Annotated in this window: 4 protein-coding genes; all 4 read right to left on the minus strand. The window is 65.0% G+C overall.

Annotated features, from left to right (window positions below; translation table 11 throughout):
- Window positions 1–483, minus strand: a 483-nt coding sequence (locus AC07VS_RS28640; protein ID WP_494752669.1) for a UxaA family hydrolase, incomplete at its 3' end; no start/stop codon positions are given.
- A 297-nt stretch (window positions 484–780) separates the two neighbouring features.
- Entirely contained in the window at window positions 781–1,983 is a 1,203-nt protein-coding gene (locus AC07VS_RS28645) for a porin (RefSeq protein ID WP_492346067.1), read from the minus strand.
- A gap of 179 nt (window positions 1,984–2,162) precedes the next feature.
- Window positions 2,163–2,966 carry an IclR family transcriptional regulator gene (locus AC07VS_RS28650; protein WP_494752670.1) on the minus strand — a complete coding sequence of 268 codons (804 nt, stop codon included), beginning with the start codon at window positions 2,964–2,966 and terminating at the stop codon, window positions 2,163–2,165.
- Between the two features lie 34 nt (window positions 2,967–3,000).
- On the minus strand, window positions 3,001–3,259 hold a 259-nt coding region (locus AC07VS_RS28655), incomplete at its 5' end, for a CoA-transferase (RefSeq protein ID WP_494752671.1).

Consider the following 3,259-nt stretch of genomic DNA (forward strand, 5'->3'; position numbering starts at 1 on the left):
ATGGGGGTAGCGCGGCAGCAGCTCGGCCTTGATGCGCTGCACGGCAAAGTCGGTGACGCCGGCCACGCACTGCACGGTCTGGGTGACGGCCAGGATGTTGCGCGTGCCCACCGAGCCATCGGCGTTGCGGTAGCCCTCGAAGGTGTAGCCCGTCAGCGGCGGCAACGGGGCGGGTTTCACCGTGGCCATGGGCAGGCCTTGCAGTTCACGGGCCGCTGGCATCTTCAACAGCCCTTCGTGCACCCAACTGCCGGCCGGGATGGCCTGCAAGGCATAGCCGATCGGCACGTTGTAGCGGCGTACAGCCTCACCCTGGCCAATGTCCACCAGGGCCACCTTGTGGGCCTGCGGCACTTTCTCGCGCAGCACCAGGCCCGAGGCAAAGCGGGTGCCCGCGGGCAGGCCCCCATCGTTGACCACAATGGCCACGTTGTCGAGCGCGTGCATGGTGATGTACAGAGGGGTGGCGGGGCTTGAGGTCATCTTGGGGATTCACTAGAAAACGTTGTCATTCTGGGTTGACACGCCAAGCAGAAGAAAGCCAATTGCTTAAGCGCATTCAGATTTCACAAGCAGAATGGTAACGTTAACAGTTTGGCTGTCAAGAAAAGCAGGGAGCAAGCCCTTTCCGGCCGGTGCCCGACTGACATTGGATAAGGCGGCTGCGTGTGAAAAAATCCGGCCGCAAGGCCGGGAAAAGCCCAGGCCAGCTCGGGGCCGGCAGGGGGCTTGGAGAAAGTCGCGGTGCCGGCCTTCGGTGTGGCGGCATGCCCGGTGGGCTCAGAAGGTGGTGCGGATGCCCAGGTCGAACCCGGTCGAGCTGCCATTGGCATTGCTGCTGGCCGTGCCTGCCGGCACCAGCGAGCCGCCGCTGAACGAGCCGGCTGTCATCGATGCACCGCCCTGGTTGCCCACATGCGCCCAGGTGGTGTACAGCGCGGTGCGCTTGGACAGGTTGTGCACGTAGCCCACAGCCCATTTGTCTGCGCGGGCGCCGCCCACTTTCAAGGCACCGTACTGGGCGATCCAGTTGCCGGCACCTACGGGGGCGTTGAAGGCCAGCGACCAGCCCTTGATCGAGGCGGTGTTGCCCAGGCTGCCCACGTCGGCGACCTGCTGGCGGGTCATGGTACCCATCAGCTTGAGTGCCCCGAAATCGTAGGAGCCGCCCAGGTTGGTGTCGGTGTAGTTGCCTCCGGTGACGGGCATGCCCAGCAGGTTGGCCGTGCTGTTGGTGCCCGCCTGGTAGCTGCGTCGGCCGTAGGCCGCCGCCACGTTCACAGGCCCCGCCGCATAGCCCACGCGGGCGCCAGCGTAGTTGCCGTTGTCCTTGATGTTCACGTTGCTGCTGCCGTAGGCCGTGGCGGACGCCGTGTCGGCGTTGTTGCCGAAGGCGTAGCTGGCCTGGCCATACAGCCCACCCAGGCTGGCCGGCAGAAAGTAGCTGATCGAATTGGACGAGCGCACCGAGGTGGCGCCGCTGCCTCCGCCCGAGGCGCCCAGGGCCGCGTAGGTGGCGATCAGGGTGCCCACGCCGGCCACGCCGAAGGGGTCGAACACGGCCAGGTTCCAGAAGGTAGGCACGTAGTCGCGGCCCAGGCGCAGTTCGCCGGCCGCGCTGTTCAGGCTCAGCGTGGCACGCCGGCCGAAGGTCAGGCCCCCGCCGGCCACGTTCGAGGCCACCCCGTTCTGGTTGTTGGGCGAGGTGCCTGAATTGCTGATGCCACTGTTGATGGCCAGTGCGGCCTCCAGCCAGAAACTGGCGCTCAGGCCGCCGCCCAGGTCTTCAGTGCCCCTGAAGCCCAGGCGGCTGGCACTGTTGCCCGAGGGGGCCAGGCCCGAGACCCGGCCGGAGGCGGTGCGCACACTTTCATAACCGGCGTCGACGATGCCGAACAAGGTGACCGAGGACTGGGCCTGAGCCAAGCCGCTGAAGCCGAGGCCGGCCAGCATCAACCAGGGGGTGGGGTGGAAGCGTTTCAAAACAGGTCTCCTGATTATTGGTAAAGATAATGAATTGCCGAAGCCATTTGATTATGGATGGCGGATTATCTTTGGCGCTGTATGTGGAGCCTTGATCGGCTTTCGTTCCATCAGTTGGAACAGGACTGAAAATGCCATTCGATCGCTCGAATGGCGCACCGAGATGGGCTTGAAAGTCTTCAAGGCCCAATGAATCCGGGCTTGTCGGATGGCCCGGGTGGTCGGCGCTGGCTTGTCGTTTGAAAGGTATTCATGAAATCATCAATCCAAATCGGATTGATATTTTCTGGTCTGTCAAATAGCAAGGTAATACTGAGGAAGGTGGACTGCTCACATAATCGAGCCGGAAAACTCAAGCCCACCGTGCCGGGACGCCAGTCTTCCTCCAGCCGGATGAATCCCTGCTGCTGAAAGCTCCGGTAGGCGGCTGCAATGTGCTCGCGCGCCAACGTCTGCTGGGCCTCGGGCTGTTGGTGCAATTGGGCCAGCAGCCGGGTGCGGGTGGCCAGAGGACCCGTGATGCAGTGCAGCAGGCCGGCCGAGCTGTGCCACAGCGGCAGCGCGTCGCCGGCCCGAACCTGGGACGGCCCCGCTGCCGTGACTGGCCGGGGGCCATAGGCCTTGAGGCACAGCACGCGTTCGTGCTCAAGCCGGCTTACCAGCACCTCGCAGTGTTGGGCCTGGGCCCATTGCTGCAGCCGCCAGTCGGTCTCGGGGCCCAGTCCCAGCCGCTGCTGGATGCTGGCACCCATGCACAGCAGGCGCTCGCCCATGCTGAACTTGCGTGTGCCGTCGTCCCAGCGCAGGTAGCCCAGGGCATGCAGGGTCGAGGTCATGCGCGAGATGGTGGCCTTGGGCAACTGGGTGCGCCCGGCCAGATCGCCGTTGCCCAGGCTCTCGCAAGCCGCAAATTCGCTGAGGATGCGCAGGCCCTTGGCCAGGGTGGCCGAGGCCTCGGTGGTGGGGGGATGAGGCTGGGCCATGGGGTTGGCTCAAGGGGTTTGACTTTGCGGTGCCTCAGCCACGGATCGGCAGGCCGACCCGGGCCTCAAGTTCGGCGTGGCTCAGGCCATCGACCCGGTCGATCAATTGCAGACCCCAAGGGGTGCACTCGAGTGTGGCCAGGTCGGTGTAGATGCGCTTCACGCAGCCCACCCCGGTCAAGGGGTAGGTGCACTGCGCCACCACCTTGCTCTGGCCCGACTTGCTCAGCAGGTCCATCATGACCCAGGTCTGCTTGGCGCCAATCGCCAGGTCCATGGCGCCGCCCACGGCG

The organism is Curvibacter sp. GW821-FHT01G03 (assembly GCF_059422285.1).

Excerpts from the sequence above, each read along its gene's own strand:
- AC07VS_RS28650 (WP_494752670.1), bottom strand. The coding sequence starts at position 2,966 with ATGGCCCAGCCTCATCCCCCCACCACCGAGGCCTCGGCCACCCTGGCC.